Genomic DNA, 16,594 nt, shown 5'->3' on the forward strand with positions numbered 1-16,594 from the left:
GACTCATCGCTCGGGAAGACAGCTCCCGAACGATACCGTCTCAGGATCTGATAATATCGTCCCGTCTGAGCAGGTCTAATAATTGGCTTACTAAATTTGTTACCAATTGTTGACCTTCCAGATGAATCTCAGGGGATTCAGGCGCTTCGTAAACCGAGTCAATACCGGTGAAGTTTCGCAGCTCTCCCGCGCGGGCTTTTTTATACAGCCCTTTCGGATCGCGCGCTTCGCAGATTGCCAGCGGCGTATCCACAAACACTTCAATGAAGCGATTCCGGCCCACGCGCTCACGCACCATCTGACGTTCGGCGCGGTGCGGTGAGATAAACGCCGTCAGCACCACCAGCCCGGCATCCGCCATCAGGCTGGCGACTTCTCCCACCCGGCGAATGTTCTCTTTACGGTCTTCATCGCTGAACCCTAAATCGCTGCACAGTCCGTGACGCACGTTGTCGCCGTCCAGCAGGTAGGTGCTCACTCCCTGCTGATGCAGCGCCTCTTCCAGCGCGCCTGCCACCGTGGATTTACCGGAGCCAGACAGCCCGGTAAACCACAGCACAACCCCACGGTGACCGTGGAGCTGTTCGCGCTGGGCGACGGTGACCGGATGAGGATGCCAGACGACGTTCTCATCATGGGCAGCCATTACTTGCCTCCCAGCAAATCGCGTGCGCCCCAGTGCGGGAAGTGTTTACGCACCAGCGCATTCAGCTCAAGTTCAAACGCGCTGAACTCAGAGGCCACGGTAGCCTGCGTGTTTGGTTCACGGACCATCCCGGCGCCGACGGTGACGTTGGTCAGGCGGTCGATAAAGATCAGCCCGCCCGTCACCGGATTCTGCTGATACGGATCCAGCACCAGCGGCTCGTCGAAGGTCAGATCCACCAGACCGATGCCATTCAGCGGCAGCTCGCTCACGTCACGGTGGGTCAGGTTGTTGATGTCCACCTGGAACTGAATGCCGTCCACGCGGGCGCGGGTTTTCTTGCCGGCAATTTTAATGTCATAGCTCTGGCCTGCGGTCAGGGGCTGTTCCGCCATCCACACCACGTCCATGGATGCGCCCTGCACCGCCGCCAGCGTTTCCTGCGCGTCGACCAGCAGATCGCCGCGGCTGATGTCAATCTCGTCTTTTAGCACCAGGGTTACCGCTTCACCTGCCCCTGCTTCGTCCAGATCACCATCAAAGGTGACGATACGGGCAATGGTCGATTCCACGCCGGACGGCAGCACCTTCACGCGCTGGCCCACGTTGACCGAGCCGGACGCAAGGGTGCCGGAGAAGCCGCGGAAATCGAGGTTCGGACGGTTTACGTACTGCACCGGGAAGCGCATCGGCTGGGTCTCAACCACGCGCTGAATTTCAACGGTTTCCAGCACCTCCAGCAGCGTCGGGCCGCTGTACCACGGCATGTTCGCGCTCTGAGAGGCGACGTTATCCCCTTCCAGCGCCGACAGCGGCACAAAGCGAATATCGAGGTTGCCCGGCAGCTGTTCAGCAAAGGTCAGGTAGCTCTGGCGGATCTCGTCGAATCGCGCTTCGCCGTAGTCCACCAGATCCATTTTGTTCACCGCCACCACCAGGTGTTTGATCCCCAGCAGCGTAGAGATAAAGCTGTGACGACGCGTCTGATCCAGCACGCCTTTACGGGCGTCCATCAGCAGGATCGCCAGGTCACAGGTGGACGCGCCGGTCGCCATGTTACGGGTGTACTGCTCATGCCCCGGGGTGTCGGCGATAATAAATTTGCGCTTTTCGGTAGAGAAGTAGCGATAGGCGACATCAATGGTAATGCCCTGCTCGCGCTCCGCCTGCAAGCCGTCCACCAGCAGCGCCAGGTCGAGTTTTTCGCCCTGGGTGCCGTGGCGTTTACTGTCGTTGTGCAGGGAAGAGAGCTGATCTTCGTAAATTTGTCGCGTGTCGTGCAGCAGGCGACCAATCAGGGTACTTTTCCCGTCATCAACGCTGCCGCAGGTCAGGAAACGCAGCAGACTTTTGTACTGTTGGGCGTGCAGATAAGCTTCTACGCCGCCTTCATCGGCAATTTGTTGGGCAATAGTCGTATTCATGGCGGCTCCTTAGAAATAACCCTGACGTTTCTTCAGCTCCATGGAGCCTGCCTGGTCGCGGTCAATCACGCGGCCCTGTCGCTCACTGGTGGTCGACACCAGCATCTCCTCGATAATCTCCGGCAGCGTCTGCGCACTGGATTCCACCGCGCCGGTCAACGGCCAGCAGCCGAGAGTACGGAAACGGACCATCTGTTTTTTGATCACTTCACCCGGCTGTAAATCAATGCGATCGTCGTCGATCATCATCAGCATGCCGTCGCGCTCCAGGACCGGGCGCTCTGCTGCCAGATACAGCGGAACGATCTCAATATTTTCCAGATAGATGTACTGCCAGATATCCAGCTCGGTCCAGTTGGAGAGCGGGAAGACGCGAATGCTTTCGCCCTTGTTGATCTGGCCGTTGTAGTTGTGCCACAGCTCCGGACGCTGGTTTTTCGGGTCCCAGCGGTGGAAGCGGTCGCGGAAAGAGTAGATACGCTCTTTGGCGCGGGATTTCTCTTCGTCACGCCGCGCGCCGCCGAAGGCCGCATCAAAACCGTATTTATTCAGCGCCTGCTTCAGCCCTTCGGTTTTCATGATATCGGTATGCTTGGCGCTGCCGTGCACGAACGGGTTGATGCCCATCGCCACCCCTTCCGGGTTTTTGTGCACCAGCAGCTCGCAGCCGTAGGCTTTGGCGGTACGGTCACGAAACTCGTACATCTCGCGGAATTTCCAGCCGGTATCCACATGCAGCAGCGGGAACGGCAGCGTCCCCGGATAAAAGGCTTTACGCGCCAGGTGCAGCATGACGCTGGAATCTTTACCGATGGAGTACATCATCACCGGGTTAGAGAACTCGGCGGCCACTTCGCGGATAATGTGAATACTTTCCGCTTCGAGCTGCCGCAGGTGAGTAAGTCGTTTTTGGTCCATAACCGTTCCTTAAGCCAAATTTACAACAGAAGCGCCGAAGCCTTCTGTGTCGGTTGTGTGTTGGAACCAGGCGAGCGAGCTGTGCAACTGCACCACTTCTCCCACCACGATCAGGGCGGGCATCGGGGCGTCTTTCGCCAGGGTTGCAAGGTCTTGTAAAGTGCCGATGGCGACATGCTGATCGACGCGTGTCCCGCGGGAGATCACCGCTATCGGCGTCGTCACATCGCGACCGTGCTGAATAAGCTGTTCGCTGATGTCTGCCGCTTTCATCGTGCCCATATAAATCGCCAGCGTTTGTCGGCTCTGGGCGAGATGCGACCAGTCAAACGGCGTGCTGTCGGCTTTATAGTGCCCGGTCACAAAGGTCACGCTCTGGGCGTAATCGCGATGGGTCAGCGGAATACCGGCGTAGGCCGTGACGGCAGACGCCGCCGTAATGCCGGGAACCACCTGGAACGGGACGCCCGCTTCGGCTGCCGCCTGCAACTCCTCGCCACCACGACCGAAGATAAACGGATCGCCCCCTTTCAGGCGCACCACGGTTTTGCCCGCTTTCGCGGCGGCAATCAGCATTTGATTGGTGTCGTGCTGCGGCACGGAGTGCTCGCCGGCACGTTTGCCGACGCAGATTTGCTCCGCGTCACGGCGGATCAGCTCGCGAATACCGTCGGTGACCAGGTGGTCGTAGAACACGACATCCGCATCCTGAAGAACCTGGAGGCCACGCAGCGTGAGCAGCCCGGCATCGCCCGGCCCGGCGCCCACCAGAATGATCTCCCCGCCCGTACTGCCGGGGTTATCCAGTTCGTCTTCGAGGATTTGTTGCGCCGCCGTCTCGTTACCGGCCTGCATCAGGCTGGCAAAGCGGCCGCGAAACACACGCTCCCAGAAGCGACGGCGTTCCGTCACGCTGCTCAGACGCGTTTTCAGATGGTTGCGCCAGTAGCTGGCCTTCTCCGCCATACGTCCGAGGCTGGTCGGCAGCAGCGCTTCGATTTTTTCTCTCAGCACGCGCGCCAGCACCGGGGCGGTGCCGCCGGAGGAGATCGCCACCAGCAGCGGCGAGCGGTCGACAATCGACGGGAAGATAAATGAACATAACGGCTGGTCGTCTACCACGTTCACCAGGCGGTGACGGGCCTGGGCTGCGGCGGAGATTCGGCTGTTGAGCGCCCGATCTTCGGTTGCCGCAATCACCAGTACCACGCTGTCGATCTGAGACTCTGCAAAATCCGCCTCTGCAACGATCTGCACCTGCGCCCCGGCGCGTTGCAGGAAGGCGATTTTGCGATCGGCAATTTCACCCGTCCCGACAACCAATACCGGTCGGTCTTTCAAGGCGGCAAAAAGGGGGAGATAGTCCACAGGCAACAACTCACTAACAACCAGGAATAAAGGGACTATAGGGGGCGGCTTAGATCGAATGAAATTACGAATTGGAATGAGTAGTTACTCAATGGAATAACGCCGTGGAAAAGCAAATATCAAAAAGTGCTTAACACGCGAAATTTCGGGCATTTAAGCGCAATTCAAATTGTGTCTACCCGATCACAGTTTCATACTATGCGGGTTAAAATTTTGCTCTGTTTTTAAGGACTCACTATGTTTTCCGCAATGCGCCACCGATTCGTTGCCCTGGCGCTCGGCGTTTGCTTTATCCTTCCGGCTCAGGCAAAAAATCAATCTTACGGTGAAATAGCCAGTATGCAGGCGCGGCATATTGCGACGGTCTTTCCGGGCCGCATGACCGGAACCCCAGCCGAAATGCTCTCGGCAGACTATATTCGTCAGCAATTTGCGGATATGGGCTATGAGAGCGACATTCGCGCTTTCCACAGCCGCTACATCTATACCTCACGCAATAAAACGCAGAACTGGCATAACGTAACCGGCAGCACGGTCATTGCGGCGCACGAAGGAAAGGCGGCTGAGCAGATTATTATTATGGCGCACCTTGATACCTACACGCCGATGAGCGACGCTGATGTCGATAATAACCTCGGCGGGCTGACGCTTCAGGGACTGGATGACAATGCGGCGGGGCTGGGCGTCATGCTTGAGCTGGCCGAACGCCTGAAGAATATTCCGACGAAATACAGCATTCGCTTTGTTGCGACCAGCGGTGAAGAAGAAGGAAAACTCGGCGCTGAGAATCTCCTTAAGCGCATGACCGCTGAGGAGAAGAAAAATACGTTGCTGGTGATTAACCTCGATAATCTGATCGTGGGAGATAAGCTCTATTTTAATAGCGGACAGAGCACGCCGAGCAGCGTACGTAAACTCACCCGCGACCGCGCGCTGGCGCTTGCCCGCACGCATGGCGTCTATGCCGCGACAAATCCGGGCGGTAACCCCGATTATCCCAAAGGCACGGGCTGCTGTAATGACGGTGAAGTGTTTGATAAGGCGGGCATTCCGGTGCTGTACGTCGAGGCGACTAACTGGGCGCTGGGCAAAAAAGATGGCTATCAGCAGCGCGCTAAATCGAAGGCGTTCCCAAACGGGACCAGCTGGCATGACGTGCGGCTGGATAACCAGCAGCACATTGATAAAACGCTGCCGCAGCGGATTGAGCACCGCAGCCGGGATGTCGTGAAAGTGATGCTGCCGCTGGTGAAGGAGCTGGCGAAAGCGGGGAAAGCCTGATGCAATTAAGCCCGGTGGCGCTGCGCTTACCGGGCCTACAACGGCACGAAACGTAGGCCCGGTAAGGCGTAGCCGCCACCGGGCGAAAAAAAATTACCCTTCGTGCAGCCCGCACTCGCGCTTCAGCCCAAAGAATCGCGTCTCTTCTTCCGCCATTCCCGGTTCCCATTTACGCGTGGTATGGGTGTCGCCTACCGACAGGTAGCCTTGATCCCACAGCGGATGGTACTTCAGCCCGTGCTTTTGCAGATACTGGTACACCGTGCGGTTATCCCAGTCGATGATCGGCAGCACTTTAAACACCCCGCGCTGCACCGCCAGCACCGGCAGCGTGGCCCGGCTCCCGGACTGCTCGCGGCGCAGGCCCGCAAACCAGGTCTGAGCGTTCAGCTCTTTCAGCGCCCGGTTCATCGGCTCGACCTTGTTGATCTCATTGTATTTCTCAATGCCCTCAACGCCCTGCTCCCACAGCTTGCCGTAACGCGCCTCCTGCCAGGCCGCGCTTTCGGTTGCGCGATAAACCTTCAGGTTCAGCTTGAGCTTGTCCGTCAGCTCGTCGATAAACTGATAGGTCTCCGGGAACAGATAGCCGGTATCGGTGAGGATCACCGGAATGTCCGGACGGATCTGATTCACCAGATGCAGACTGACCGCCGCCTGAATGCCAAAGCTCGACGAAAGCACATAGTCTCCCGGCAGGTTTTCCAGCGCCCACGCCACGCGCCCTTCGGCGTCGAGCTTTTCCAGTTGGGCGTTAGTTTCTGCCAGGGCCAGAATGCGTTCAACTTTTGGCAGGTCATTAAGGGCGTTTAGATCGAGTACGGACATAAGAACCTCGTTTGCCTGTTTCGCCGGGCGGCACTGCGTTTGCCCGGCCTACAAAACCCGTAGGCCCGGTAAGCGAAGCGCCACCGGGCAAAGGATGGATTACTCCCAGAAATCCCTTGCGGGATCGAGCACCGGGCGAATGATGCCCGCACGTACCGTAAAGTCGCCGAAGCCTTCACCCGCTTCGCGCTCTTTCGCCCAGCGTCCGATAAGCACGTCGAGGGAATCGAGAATTTCCGGCTCGGTGATGTTCTCGCGGAACATACGCGGAATACGTGTCCCGATACGGTTACCGCCCAGGTGCAGGTTATAGCGACCCGGCGCTTTCCCTACCAGACCGAGTTCGGCCAGCATCGCGCGGCCGCAGCCGTTCGGACAGCCCGTCACGCGCATAACAATATGCTCGTCCGGAATACCGTGTTTTTCCAGAATCGCCTCCACTTTATCAGTGAAGGACGGCAGGAATCGCTCGGCTTCGGCCATCGCCAGCGGACAGGTCGGGAACGACACGCAGGCCATTGAGTTTTCACGCTGCGCGCTCACCGCATTCATCAACCCGTGCTCGCGGGCCAGCTCTTCAATTCTCGCCTTATCGCTTTCCGGCACGCTGGCGACGATCAGGTTCTGGTTGGCGGTAATACGGAACTCGCCTTTGTGGATCTTTGCGATTTCCAGCAGGCCGGTTTTCAGCGGACGGCCCGGATAATCCAGAATACGGCCGTTTTCGATAAACAGCGTCAGGTGCCAGTTATTGTCGATGCCTTTCACCCAGCCGATGCGATCGCCGCGACCGGTGAATTCGTAAGGGCGGATCGGCTCAAACTTGATGCCCGCGCGACGCTCCACTTCTTCTTTGAACGTCTCGACGCCTACGCGCTCAAGGGTATATTTGGTTTTCGCGTTTTTACGATCGGTACGGTTACCCCAGTCGCGCTGGGTCGTAACCACCGCCTCTGCCACGGCCAGCGTGTGCTCCAGCGGCAGGAAGCCGAACTCGCTCGCGGTGCGGGCGTAAGTTTTCTTGTTACCGTGCTCAATGGACAAACCGCCGCCCACCAGCAGGTTAAAGCCGACCAGCTTGCCGTTTTCGGCAATCGCCACGAAGTTCATGTCGTTGGCGTGCAGGTCGATATCGTTCTGCGGCGGGATCACCACCGTGGTTTTAAACTTACGCGGCAGGTAGGTCTGACCGAGGATCGGCTCTTCATCGGTGGTGGCGACTTTCTCCTGATCGAGCCAGATCTCCGCATAAGCGCGGGTACGTGGCAGCAGATGTTCGGAGATTTTTTTCGCCCACTCGTACGCTTCGGCGTGCAGCTCAGATTCGTACGGGTTCGAGGTGCAGAGCACGTTACGGTTCATGTCGTTGGCGGTCGCCAGCGCGTCCAGACCCACGGAGTGCAGCATCTGGTGCACCGGCTTGACGTTCTTCTTCAGAATGCCGTGGAACTGGAAGGTCTGACGGTTGGTCAGACGAATGCTGCCGTAGATTGTGTTTTCACCGGCAAACTTGTCGATCGCCTGCCACTGTTTCGTAGTGATTACCCCGCCCGGCAGACGACAGCGCAGCAGCATCGCGTGACGCGGCTCCAGCTTCTGTTCGGCACGCTCGGCGCGGATATCGCGGTCGTCCTGTTGGTACATACCGTGGAAACGGATCAGCAGGAAGTTGTCGCCTTTGAAACCGCCGGTCAGGCCGTCATTTAAATCTTCGGCAATGGTACCGCGCAGGTAGTTGCTCTCTACCTTCATGCGCTCGGCATCAGTCAGTTTGCCTTCGACCACCAGTGGGCCAGGATGTTTTTCGCTCATTAGTAGACATCTCGCTGATAACGGCGCTCTACGCGCAGCTCACTTAAAAATTCATCCGCCGTTTCGGCATCCATACCGCCGAATTCGGCAATCACTTCCAGCAGTGCCTGCTCAACGTCTTTCGCCATGCGATTGGCGTCGCCGCAGACATAAATGTGGGCGCCGTCATTGATCCAGCGCCACAGCTCTGCGCCCTGTTCGCGCAGTTTGTCTTGTACGTATACTTTTTCTTTCTGATCGCGGGACCAGGCCAGATCGATGCGGGTCAGCACGCCCTCTTTGACGTAGCGCTGCCACTCAACCTGGTAGAGGAAATCTTCAGTAAAGTGCGGGTTGCCGAAGAACAGCCAGTTTTTACCCGGCGCGTCGTCTGCCGCACGCTGCTGCATAAAGGCGCGGAATGGCGCAATACCGGTGCCTGGGCCAATCATAATCACCGGCGTTTCGGGGTTCGCCGGCAGGCGGAAGTTGTCGTTGTGCTCGATAAAGACGCGAACTTCACCCTCTTCTTCCACGCGGTCTGCCAGGAAGCCTGACGCCCCACCCGCGCGCGCGCGGCCTTCGATGTCGTAACGCACCACGCCAACGGTGATGTGGACTTCGTTTTCCACTTCCGCCTGCGAGGAGGCGATGGAGTACAGGCGCGGGGTCAGCGGACGCAGCAGGCCGACCAGCGCGTCAGCATCCAGCTGTGCCGGAGAGAAACGCACCATATCGACAATCGGCGTTGTCGCCGCGTATTGCTGTAACTTCGCCTTATCCCCGACCAGCGGAAGGAGCGATTCGCTGCGGGTTAAGGTGGCGTAGTTTTCAACGATGTTGGCGGTGTTCACCGTCAGTTCGAAATGCCACTGGAGCGCCTCGGAGATCGAGAGCGTTTTGCCGTCCACGATAACCGGTTCATCACCTTTCAGCCACAGCAGCTCGACCAGCTCTTTCACCAGCGCCGGATCGTTCTGATACCAGACGCCCAGCGCATCGCCAGGCTGGTAACGCAGGCCAGAGTCACCGAGATCGATTTCGATATGGCGCACGTCTTTTTCTGAATCACGGCCCGTGATTTTCTGGTTTACCGACAGGCTCGCCGTCAGTGGCGCCTCTTTCGTGTAAGGGCTGGTGTGGATTTCGTTAACGGTGCCGGCTGCGGTAACGGCGGCCTGCGCTGGCGTCTCTTTCGGGACGCGGGCCTTCAGCACCTCAACGATGCGCGCCCGCCATTCGGCGGCGGCAGCCTGGTATTCCACGTCAGCGTCTACGCGATCCAGCAGGCGCTCTGCGCCCAGCTCCGCCAGCTTGCTGTCGAAATCTTTACCGGACTGGCAGAAAAATTCATAGGACGTATCACCGAGGCCGAAGACGGCAAAGGCGGTGCCCTCGAGCTTTGGTGCTTTTTTCGAGAACAGGAACTTATGCAGCGCGACGGCTTCTTCAGCAGGCTCACCTTCCCCCTGCGTTGACGCCACCACCACCAGCAGTTTTTCAGACGCGATCTGTTTGAATTTATAATCCCCGGCGTTGACCAGGTTAACGTTCAGCTTCGCGGCGAGCAGGTCATCACGCAGCGCTTCGGCCACACGACGGGCATTACCCGTTTGCGAAGCGGAGATAAGCGTGATGGCAGGAATTTCAACGGCCGTTGGCGGGACGCCTGCCACAGCACCCGGCTGCTGGTTCAGCATTCCCCAGAAATAGCCGGAGACCCAGGCAAGCTGGGTGGGTGAAAAATCGGAAGTCGCGGCCTGGAGGCGCGCCAGTTGCTCCGGGTTAAGGGGAAGCAAATTTGAAGGTGGGGCCTGTGTTGTCATGCGTCGTTATGTTCCAGTAGCAAAGCGGACTTTAAGCGAATAAATCCAAACTGAAGATAAGGTTAACGGCGGGGATAATAACAATTAAAGAAGGGATGGAAATAATTAATAACCAAATGGACTAACCTGTTTTAGTTATCGTTCTTAACGATAAAAGCGATTAAATAACCATATGAAATAAAACAACAAAAGTCGATAAACACCATGAATACGAGGCGGTGACCGTTCAGAGCCGTTTTAGTTAATGATAAAAATTGTGCTTTCCGGTACTATGCGGCGGTTTTTTCCGCATTCCTGAGAGCTATGATGTCCACCACACTGTTTAAAGATTTCACCTTCGAAGCCGCACACCACCTTCCACACGTTCCTGCCGGGCACAAATGTGGCCGCCTGCATGGACACTCGTTTATGGTGCGTCTTGAAATCACCGGTGAAGTCGATCCCCATACGGGCTGGATCATGGACTTTGCCGAACTGAAGGCCGCGTTTAAGCCGACCTACGATCGTCTCGATCACTACTATCTGAATGATATTCCGGGCCTTGAAAACCCGACCAGCGAAGTGCTGGCGAAATGGATTTGGGATCAGATGAAACCGCTTGTGCCGCTGCTGAGCGCGGTGATGATCAAAGAGACCTGCACGGCAGGCTGCGTCTACCGCGGGGAGTGAATCTCCTCCGTTTCGGCCTCAAGAGGCACGAGCGGCGTAAACTCATAGAGCACCAGCGCATTACTCTCCAGTGATTCTGTCAGTTGCCAGCCGTCATCAATGCGTTCATCGTACAGGGAAAGCGTTGGACGCGCTTTGTGCGCTATCCAGCGCCACATCTCTTCGTCAGGGCCGCTTTCGCTGCCTACCCCTTCAAGCAACGGATAGAGCGCGCCGTTATGCTGATCGAAAAGATGGCGTTTAATTCGCCAAATACCGCGCATTCCCTTCAGGTGTAAATGATACTGCTGGCGAAAACGCTGGATGAATGCTTCTTCACTGGAAAGGAGCGGATTAAAAACCACCACATTACGCAGCAGCAACTGGTAACCATTGTGATGGCGCGTGAGCAGAACACGCCCGTCGTTTACCAGCACCTCGCCCCGCAGGCGTTGCCAGAGCCAGAGTACCCAATAAACCGGCCGTGGGAGACCATGGTTGTACTGTAGCGCAAGGCTTGACGTATCGATGGTATTGTTCGCACGAGCTTCACCCTGAAGGCCCGAATTGAGCCAGAATCCCCCTAGCCAGACCTGCTCCGATAGCCCGAGCAGGCTCTGCATCAGCAGCGCCCCACGAAAAAACCAGCCGTTTGTCGCCCGCGTGTTCCCGGTGAGGGTATTCCAGGAGAGAAGCCAGACGGGAAGCGAACATTTGCGCAGACGAAGGGCGGCGATAATCTGGCGGATCTTCTGTACCGGATAATTTTCTGTAGAAGAGAGTTGGGCTGGCTCCCGCTGCGCAGGATCGAGAAGTTCATTGGCATCGGCTGAACAGGCAAGAAAATCGGCCTGCATCAGGATGGCTGAGCTGAACAGGGTATTGTCGCTCACGCCCGCGCTGTCGGGTGAAAATCGATGCCATAAACCAAACTTTGCCTGTGGCAGATAGTTGCGTATGACGTTTTGCTGCGCCAGCCAGACCTGCTCCCGGGTCTCCTCACTCGCCTGTGTTGACCAGTGCATGACAAAGTGCCAGCCCGCGGTGATCTCGGGCGAAAAATGATTGACCGACCGTTGTAAAAAACGGGCAAGTAGATCGCGACGGGTCGTCACGCCGGTGTGCAGCAGCACCGTCCATTGCTTTTTTGCCAGCCAGGTGAAGAGCTGATGCAGATTGTACCAGCAGGCGTAGCCCGCCATCTGGGGGTCATCCCACCCGGTGGCAAACAGACGGCTGCTGAGAAAAGGTTCGGCGATATCAATTCCCTCTATGGGAATGGCCTCATTTATCGCTTCAAGATTCTGACGAACGTCCTCACGCAGTAAATCGTCGAGCTCACGCAGGGTAATGACCACCCGCATACGACGCAGCGAGGTGGAGAGAGGATTAAGCTGCTCAAGATCCAGTGTCTGCTCCTGCTGCGGGCGATCGATAAGCGGGGAGGCTCCCCAGCCGCGCGCCACCGGTTCATTGAGCAGGCTAAACAGTTTATCCATGGCCACCGGATAGCGCTGCTCACACCTGTCCGTACGAACACGTGTGGCCTCCGGGTGCTGGCGTCGGGACTTACGAAACTCACCCGGGGACATATTGTGAACACGCCGAAACCGATCGGTCATCATACGCGTGCTGGCGAAACCCTGCTCAAGCGCAATCTGATGCAGCGGTCGGTTCGTCAGACGGAGCGCGTCAGCCGCCTTTTCCAGCCGCAGGGTGGTGATGTACTGCATGAAACTGATCCCCACTTCCTTTCTAAAGAGACGAGAGAGCCAGGCTTCAGAGACATATTCACTCGCGGCGATTTCCGCAAGCGTAATACGGCGAGAATAACTGGCATTGATCCGCTCTATCACCCGGGCAATGCGTTTGCTGTGCGCTGGGGAAAGTTCACGGGACAAAAACCGGGCGGGCTGCTGAAAGCGGCTGGTCAGCAACAGCAATATCTCGCTCAGCCAGCGGTACGCCTCCAGCCGGTAGCGGTGTGGGTCGTTGATGAGGGTGACCACAAGAAGCTGGCGCAGCAGATCGCGAAGCGCATCGCATTGGGGCCAGACGCCTCCGGCTTCTGCCGGTATAGCGTAATCATGGACAAAAAAATCATTGCAGAGCTGGACCACCCAGCGCCCGGAAAGGGACACGCGCAGGGTGATATTTGCCGTTTCGCTCGTGAACTGCCAGCGCCGATGACGGTTGATGATGGCAAGGGTATTGGCCTCCAGGATGTCACGTCCCACATCGGTATTCAGCTCAGCCCGCCCTTCCAGCACCCAGAGCAACGTTAGCGTATCGCCTTCATCCTCCACGCAGTGGCGAATGTCCTGGATCTCCACCAAAAATTCATCTCCCCGCTGATTCATCTTTCCCCTCATCAAAGACAAATAATGACCGGCTCTTTTTTGTCATAACGGAATTGTATGAAAAACAATCAAAACAAAACCGTCGCTTTACAACAAAAAAATGCATTTTCTGGCAGTGCGATCGTCATAGACTCGAAATTATCACCGTTTGGCATAAAAAGGATAACAAAAATGACACATCCAATTATCGAAGCTCTGCGCGGCAAAGAGGCCCAGTTCACTGAATTACGTCGCAATTTTCATCAGCATCCTGAAATTGGTTTTGAGGAGCACAATACGAGCGATCGCGTTGCGGCGTTGCTTGAGGAATGGGGATATGAGGTTCATCGCGGCCTGGCGAAAACCGGTGTGGTCGGCACACTGAAGGTGGGTAACGGGCCTAAACGCCTGGGTCTGCGCGCCGACATGGATGCGCTGCCTATGCAGGAAAACAGCGGCAAGGCCTGGAGCAGTACCGTTGAGGGTAAATTCCACGGCTGCGGCCATGACGGCCACACCACAACGCTCCTGTATGCAGCGGAGTACCTGGCACGCACCCGCAATTTTAACGGCACGCTGCACCTTATTTTTCAGCCCGCGGAAGAACTTCTGTATGGCGGACGCGTTATGGTAGAGGACGGTTTGTTTGACCTGTTCCCCTGCGACCACATTTTTGGTCTGCACAATATGCCGTCACAGCCCGTCGGAAAAATTGGTCTACGCGATGGCGCCATGATGGCCTCTTCGGACACCCTTCATATTGAGGTTAACGGCGTGGGAGGTCACGGTGCGGTGCCAGAACATACCGTAGACGCCACCCTGGTTGCCTGTCATATCACTATCGCTTTGCAGTCCATTGTTTCGCGCAATATCACCCCTTTTCAGCCTGCCGTCGTTACCGTAGGCAGTATTCAGGCCGGACATGCCCCCAACATCATCAACGACAAAGTATTGATGAAACTTACCGTGCGCACGCTGGATGAAAGCGTGCGGCAAACCGTGCTACAACGCATCCATGATATCGCCGTTGCGCAGGCGGAAAGTTTCAATGCCACGGCTACCATTCGACACATTAATGGCAGCCCGGTACTGAAAAACAATCCGCAAGCCAATGAGATGGTGCGCAGCGTCGCCACCGATCTGTTCGGTCAGGATTCCGTCACGGAGGTGAATGCGTTTATGGGCAGCGAGGACTTTGCGTTCATGCTCGAGAAAAATCCCAATGGCTGTTATTTCACCCTTGGCGCTGGCGATGAGCCTGACCGCTGCATGGTGCATAACCCGGGCTACGACTTTAACGACACTATTCTCCTCACCGGCGCGGCGCTGTGGGCCGCACTGACCGAACACTATCTGCGCTGATTCGCACCTTCCCGGGAGGGCTGCATTATGAGTACCGTTTCCCTGACAGACGCATCCGCCTACGCCGGTAACGATCGGCTGCTGGCGGGTATCGTCATGAGCGTTCTGACCTTCTGGCTGTTTGCCCAGTCGGTTATCAACGTGGTTCCGGCCATGCAGAATAGCCTCGACATTGCCCTCGAAACCCTTACGCTGGCCGTCAGCCTGAGCGCGTTGTTTAGCGGCTGTTTTGTCGTAGCCTGCGGTGGGTTTGCCGATAAGTTTGGGCGCATGCGCCTGACCATGACAGGCCTGATTTTGAGCATAATCGGAAGCGGTCTGCTGTTCATTTCATGGGAGCCCGTCCTGTTTCTGTTGGGAAGAGCGATACAGGGGCTATCCGCGGCCTGCATCATGCCCGCCACGCTGGCGCTGATTAAGACCTGGTATGAAGGGAAAGCACGCCAGCGCGCAATCAGCTTCTGGGTTATTGGTTCATGGGGCGGGAGTGGCCTGAGCTCGTTTGTGGGAGGCGCCATCGCCACCACGCTGGGCTGGCGCTGGATTTTTATTTTGTCGATAGTGGTGGCTCTGGTCGCGCTATTGCTTATCCGCGCCACGCCGGAAAGCCGCAGCCCTGATGCGTGTCGACACAAGCTGGATATCAGCGGCCTGGTGAGTTTTGTCCTTATGCTGGTGCTGTTCAATCTGTTTATCAGCAAAGGACACAGCTGGGGCTGGAGCAGCAGTTTATCGCTTCTTGTACTGTGTGGAGCCGTGATTGCACTGATGTGCTTTGTCGTTACCGGGCGGCGGAAGGGCGATGCGGCATTGATCGATTTCGCCCTGTTTAAAAACCGTGCCTATAGCGCCTCGGTATTCTCAAATTTCCTGCTCAACGGCTGCATTGGCACCATGATGATCGCCAGCATCTGGTTGCAGCAAGGCCATCATCTGTCACCGCTACAGACCGGCACGATGACGCTGGGGTATCTGGTTACCGTACTGGCGATGATCCGGGTGGGTGAAAAACTGCTTCAGCGCTATGGCGCCAGGCTGCCGATGATGACCGGCCCGCTGCTGACCGCAACAGGTATTACGCTGATTTCATGCACCTTCTTAAGCAAAGAGGTCTACATTGTCACCGTCTTTCTGAGCAATATTTTATTCGGGCTGGGGCTCGGATGTTACGCCACGCCCTCAACGGACACGGCGGTAATGAATGCCCCTGAAAACAAAGTGGGGGTGGCTTCAGGGATCTATAAGATGGGCAGTTCCCTGGGCGGCGCAATGGGGATCGCGGTCACCGCATCGCTGTACGCCCTATGGCTGCCGATGGGAACGGCCAGTGCCGCGCAGTATGCCTTGCTGTTCAACAGTGCGATTTGCCTTGGGTCGGCAGTCGTGACCTGGGCTTTACTGCCAACAACAAAAGCCCCGCGTTAAGCGGGGCCACAAAAGTATCAGGCAATGTTCAGATATTTGTGCGTCTGCATCGACAGGCGCCAGTTGCGGGCGATACAGGTTTCAATGCACAGACGGGTTGCATCGTCTTTCTGGCTGATAGGCTGTAGCGCGATCACGCGCTGCTTCTCATCCGTCAGCGTCGCCAGCAGTTCATCCAGCGCTTCGATGTCACGCACGCGCCCCACCGGATGTTTGATCTCATCCGCACGCTCAAGCGCCTGCGACAGTACGTCATAACCGCCGCGCATATTCACTTTCGGTGAAACCGTTACCCACGTTGAATGGGAGCAGCGCACTTCATGGGTACCGCTGGTTTCGATCTGACAGCTATAGCCATTCTTCTCGAGCAGTTCGGTGAGGGGCATCAAATCGTGAATGCAGGGTTCCCCGCCGGTGATCACCACATGCCGCGCCGTCCAGCCCTGACGACCAATAATGGCAAGCAGATCTTCCGCGCTGCCCGCGCCCCATTTATCGCTCTCTTTGGTTTTAGCCAGAATGCTGAACAGCGACACTTCCCGATCTGCGAGCTTATCCCACGTATGTTTGGTATCACACCAGGCGCAGCCAACCGGGCATCCCTGTAAACGAATAAAGATAGCGGGAACGCCGGTAAAGTAACCCTCGCCTTGCAGGGTCTGGAACATCTCGTTAATCGGGTACTGCATAGTCAACTCTGTTAAGGGAATAAACGATAAGTATCGCAGATCCCCGTCA

At 56.9% G+C, this 16,594-nt stretch carries 13 protein-coding genes; 4 read left to right on the forward strand and 9 right to left on the reverse strand.

Annotated elements, in window-relative coordinates:
• Positions 1 to 40: 40 nt before the first annotated feature.
• Genes cysC through cysG form a run of 4 tightly spaced genes read right to left on the reverse strand, consistent with a single transcriptional unit; the run spans position 41 to position 4,356 of the window.
• Positions 41 to 646: an adenylyl-sulfate kinase gene (gene cysC / locus IPZ49_RS00175; RefSeq protein ID WP_022649188.1), complete on the reverse strand. Its 606-nt coding sequence runs from the start codon at positions 644 to 646 to the stop codon at positions 41 to 43.
• The gene (gene cysN, locus IPZ49_RS00180; protein WP_063146468.1) at positions 646 to 2,070 is read right to left on the reverse strand and encodes a sulfate adenylyltransferase subunit CysN; all 1,425 of its coding nucleotides are present in this window, start codon (positions 2,068 to 2,070) and stop codon (positions 646 to 648) included. The genes cysC and cysN overlap by 1 nt, the downstream gene beginning before the upstream one ends.
• Before the next feature lie 9 nt (positions 2,071 to 2,079).
• Complete coding sequence (cysD, locus tag IPZ49_RS00185) at positions 2,080 to 2,988, reverse strand: sulfate adenylyltransferase subunit CysD (protein WP_006811770.1); 909 nt, start codon at positions 2,986 to 2,988, stop codon at positions 2,080 to 2,082.
• Positions 2,989 to 2,997: 9 nt separating this feature from the next.
• The gene (gene cysG / locus IPZ49_RS00190) at positions 2,998 to 4,356 is read right to left on the reverse strand and encodes a siroheme synthase CysG (protein ID WP_063146469.1); all 1,359 of its coding nucleotides are present in this window, start codon (positions 4,354 to 4,356) and stop codon (positions 2,998 to 3,000) included.
• A 237-nt stretch (positions 4,357 to 4,593) separates the two neighbouring features.
• Here cysG and IPZ49_RS00195 point away from each other — a divergent pair, with 237 nt between their 5' ends.
• Entirely contained in the window at positions 4,594 to 5,637 is a 1,044-nt protein-coding gene (locus IPZ49_RS00195) for an aminopeptidase (protein WP_023298484.1), read from the forward strand.
• A 93-nt stretch (positions 5,638 to 5,730) separates the two neighbouring features.
• On the opposite strand, the gene cysH is transcribed toward IPZ49_RS00195, so the two are convergent.
• From cysH to cysJ, 3 genes are all read right to left on the reverse strand, one after another.
• The gene (gene cysH, locus IPZ49_RS00200) at positions 5,731 to 6,465 is read right to left on the reverse strand and encodes a phosphoadenosine phosphosulfate reductase (RefSeq protein WP_063146470.1); all 735 of its coding nucleotides are present in this window, start codon (positions 6,463 to 6,465) and stop codon (positions 5,731 to 5,733) included.
• A 99-nt stretch (positions 6,466 to 6,564) separates the two neighbouring features.
• On the reverse strand, positions 6,565 to 8,277 hold the full coding sequence (cysI, locus tag IPZ49_RS00205; protein WP_023306833.1) for an assimilatory sulfite reductase (NADPH) hemoprotein subunit: 1,713 nt from the start codon (positions 8,275 to 8,277) through the stop codon (positions 6,565 to 6,567).
• Positions 8,277 to 10,082, reverse strand: coding sequence for an NADPH-dependent assimilatory sulfite reductase flavoprotein subunit (cysJ, locus tag IPZ49_RS00210; protein ID WP_058646253.1), 1,806 nt, complete (start codon positions 10,080 to 10,082; stop codon positions 8,277 to 8,279). The genes cysI and cysJ overlap by 1 nt, the downstream gene beginning before the upstream one ends.
• A gap of 303 nt (positions 10,083 to 10,385) precedes the next feature.
• On the opposite strand from cysJ, the gene queD reads away from it, so the two are divergent.
• The gene (gene queD / locus IPZ49_RS00215; RefSeq protein ID WP_006811776.1) at positions 10,386 to 10,751 is read left to right on the forward strand and encodes a 6-carboxytetrahydropterin synthase QueD; all 366 of its coding nucleotides are present in this window, start codon (positions 10,386 to 10,388) and stop codon (positions 10,749 to 10,751) included.
• Here the strand turns inward: queD and IPZ49_RS00220 are convergent.
• Positions 10,736 to 13,090 (reverse strand): helix-turn-helix domain-containing protein, encoded by a 2,355-nt coding sequence (locus tag IPZ49_RS00220; RefSeq protein ID WP_063146471.1) that lies wholly within the window; start codon positions 13,088 to 13,090, stop codon positions 10,736 to 10,738. The two genes, queD and IPZ49_RS00220, sit on opposite strands and share 16 nt — an antisense overlap.
• A gap of 171 nt (positions 13,091 to 13,261) precedes the next feature.
• Between IPZ49_RS00220 and IPZ49_RS00225 the strand changes: the two genes are divergently transcribed.
• Both IPZ49_RS00225 and IPZ49_RS00230 read left to right on the forward strand, forming a co-directional pair.
• The gene (locus IPZ49_RS00225) at positions 13,262 to 14,431 is read left to right on the forward strand and encodes a M20 aminoacylase family protein (RefSeq protein ID WP_063146472.1); all 1,170 of its coding nucleotides are present in this window, start codon (positions 13,262 to 13,264) and stop codon (positions 14,429 to 14,431) included.
• Positions 14,432 to 14,458: 27 nt separating this feature from the next.
• Entirely contained in the window at positions 14,459 to 15,856 is a 1,398-nt protein-coding gene (locus tag IPZ49_RS00230; protein ID WP_063146473.1) for an MFS transporter, read from the forward strand.
• Positions 15,857 to 15,873: 17 nt separating this feature from the next.
• Here the strand turns inward: IPZ49_RS00230 and queE are convergent, their stop codons facing one another.
• A complete protein-coding gene (gene queE, locus IPZ49_RS00235) occupies positions 15,874 to 16,545 on the reverse strand; it encodes a 7-carboxy-7-deazaguanine synthase QueE (protein WP_006811780.1) in 672 nt (223 codons plus the stop codon).
• Between the last annotated feature and the right edge of the window lie 49 nt (positions 16,546 to 16,594).

The sequence above is a fragment of the Enterobacter cloacae complex sp. S2 genome, assembly GCF_015159675.1.
GTDB lineage: Bacteria > Pseudomonadota > Gammaproteobacteria > Enterobacterales > Enterobacteriaceae > Enterobacter > Enterobacter intestinihominis.

What these genes read in the sequence shown, in the direction of transcription:
- cysC (WP_022649188.1), bottom strand. Translation starts at nt 646, where the DNA reads ATGGCTGCCCATGATGAGAACGTCGTCTGGCATCCTCATCCGGTCACC.
- cysN (WP_063146468.1), bottom strand. Translation starts at nt 2,070, where the DNA reads ATGAATACGACTATTGCCCAACAAATTGCCGATGAAGGCGGCGTAGAA.
- cysD (WP_006811770.1), bottom strand. Translation starts at nt 2,988, where the DNA reads ATGGACCAAAAACGACTTACTCACCTGCGGCAGCTCGAAGCGGAAAGT.
- IPZ49_RS00195 (WP_023298484.1), top strand. Translation starts at nt 4,594, where the DNA reads ATGTTTTCCGCAATGCGCCACCGATTCGTTGCCCTGGCGCTCGGCGTT.
- cysH (WP_063146470.1), bottom strand. Translation starts at nt 6,465, where the DNA reads ATGTCCGTACTCGATCTAAACGCCCTTAATGACCTGCCAAAAGTTGAA.
- cysI (WP_023306833.1), bottom strand. Translation starts at nt 8,277, where the DNA reads ATGAGCGAAAAACATCCTGGCCCACTGGTGGTCGAAGGCAAACTGACT.
- cysJ (WP_058646253.1), bottom strand. Translation starts at nt 10,082, where the DNA reads ATGACAACACAGGCCCCACCTTCAAATTTGCTTCCCCTTAACCCGGAG.
- queD (WP_006811776.1), top strand. Translation starts at nt 10,386, where the DNA reads ATGATGTCCACCACACTGTTTAAAGATTTCACCTTCGAAGCCGCACAC.
- IPZ49_RS00220 (WP_063146471.1), bottom strand. Translation starts at nt 13,090, where the DNA reads ATGAATCAGCGGGGAGATGAATTTTTGGTGGAGATCCAGGACATTCGC.
- IPZ49_RS00225 (WP_063146472.1), top strand. Translation starts at nt 13,262, where the DNA reads ATGACACATCCAATTATCGAAGCTCTGCGCGGCAAAGAGGCCCAGTTC.
- IPZ49_RS00230 (WP_063146473.1), top strand. Translation starts at nt 14,459, where the DNA reads ATGAGTACCGTTTCCCTGACAGACGCATCCGCCTACGCCGGTAACGAT.
- queE (WP_006811780.1), bottom strand. Translation starts at nt 16,545, where the DNA reads ATGCAGTACCCGATTAACGAGATGTTCCAGACCCTGCAAGGCGAGGGT.